The sequence below is a fragment of the Mesorhizobium sp. M2A.F.Ca.ET.039.01.1.1 genome (genome assembly GCF_003998035.1).
Classification (GTDB): Bacteria; Pseudomonadota; Alphaproteobacteria; order Rhizobiales; family Rhizobiaceae; genus Mesorhizobium.
The window spans coordinates 1-1,586 of sequence record NZ_RZRY01001079.1 but is presented as its reverse complement, the minus strand read 5'-3'; the positions used below and the strand labels follow the sequence as shown (position 1 = coordinate 1,586).

Annotated in this window: 2 protein-coding genes; both read right to left on the bottom strand. The window is 59.6% G+C overall.

Annotated features, from left to right (window positions below):
* Positions 1 to 43: 43 nt before the first annotated feature.
* Positions 44 to 613, bottom strand: coding sequence for a hypothetical protein (locus tag EOA24_RS37400; RefSeq protein WP_318012530.1), 570 nt, complete (start codon positions 611 to 613; stop codon positions 44 to 46).
* A gap of 235 nt (positions 614 to 848) precedes the next feature.
* On the bottom strand, positions 849 to 1,586 hold a 738-nt coding region (locus EOA24_RS37395; RefSeq protein ID WP_133374883.1), incomplete at its 5' end, for an AAA family ATPase.

The following is a 1,586-nucleotide window of genomic DNA, read 5'->3' as shown; positions in this document are numbered from 1 at the left end:
TCGGCGACGGTCTTCAGCATCGCTTTCAACTGACCTTGGACTGTCATTCCAGCCTCTGTGCGAGCAGGTCGGCGGCGTGCTTGCTTTCGCGCTGATTACCGATGCGGATCGCGTCGATGAGGGCGAGATAGGCATAGAGCCGCTTATCTTTCTCGCAGGCCTCCGGCACGCTTTTGAAGAGCGGATCGACCGATTGACCCATGTCTTTTGCGTGCGCGTACGGCCAGACGCAGATGAGATTGCCGGCGCTGTGCAGGGATTCACGCAGCACGGGGGCGGCGAACGCCGTCGGCAACCCACGCTGCATGGCGCCGGGTTTCGCCGGAAAGACGAATTTCAGACCGTGGACGATGAACTCGCGCAGATGGCGCCGGCTCGGTTTGGTCCGACCTGTCTTCCTGTCCTTGATCGCGAGGCCCGACACGATGCTGCGCTTGAGCGAAGCGCTGATCTCGGTCTTGCTGATTCCGAGTGCTGCTTCGAGAGCGCGCACGGAATAGGGATCCTCGCCCGCGGCTAGCCCGGCCGGTGGAGATTCATGACCGATATCCTTTGCGTCGTCCTCCAAGCTCGCCAGCTTGAACAGGACGACAACATCCTGGCTCTTCATCATGACCGCCGTCCTCTGTCCTCGGACAGAGGACACTAAGCACTGCGCAGCCCCCTGTCAACGATCACGCCCGTGAAGCGGATTGAGCGGGCGGTACAGCAGCGCAACCGTAGTCCTTAAGCTTTGTCCTCAGTCCCGGGACAGTGGACAAGCATGGGATTGGCGGAGCACACCAGCATAGCGGCTCATGCTCCGTTCCGACACTGCGCCGATTACCAAGAACGGCGGTCCTGTCGCCTCACACGACGGCGTACTTCCTTCCCCGCAATTCGAAAGCTCGCATTCCGCCTTCCATTGTTTCGGTTATGGCTTCCCTGACTGCGGGAGTTTCAATCGCCCCATCCTCTTCAATCGCAATTTGAGCTGCTCTTACAGCCTCCGTGGCGTTCGGCTCGACACTCGGCACTAGAGCCACAACTTTGTCGGCGTCGCCATTTACGACGAAATTCGGGTTGTGGGTGGCGAAGATTAGTTGACGCTTGCGTTTGGTGGTCTGCAGCAGCTTGGCGATTGCCATGATCACTCGGTTATCGAGGTCATCTTCTGGCTGGTCGATTATGAGCGTTCCTGCTTCCTGGTGCAGGAGCAGCGTGAGCAGCGCCGAGGCTTGCTGTCCCGGCGATGCACGTTCAAACGGCATGTAGCTCCATCGGTCTCTGTAGTCGAAGCGAATGAAAGGCGACGCCCACGCTGACAAGAATTTGCCGAGGCGATCATCGTCCAACCGCCCCAGCACGAGGCGCGCCTGGTTGTCGGTCAGCCAGGTGAGCACTGCCTTCAGCTCAGTGATATCATTTGGATCGACTTCATTCCCGTGACCACGCAGGACCTGTCCATGCCTGATTCGTTGCAAGCGGTGGACAAGCTCCTCCCATCCTTGACGCCCGTTACGGGCTGCGGTTTCGACGAGCTCCCGGCAGCGGACCTCTATTTCGCGGATGCCACAACGTTCGCAAAGCTCCATCAGCGCGTCCAC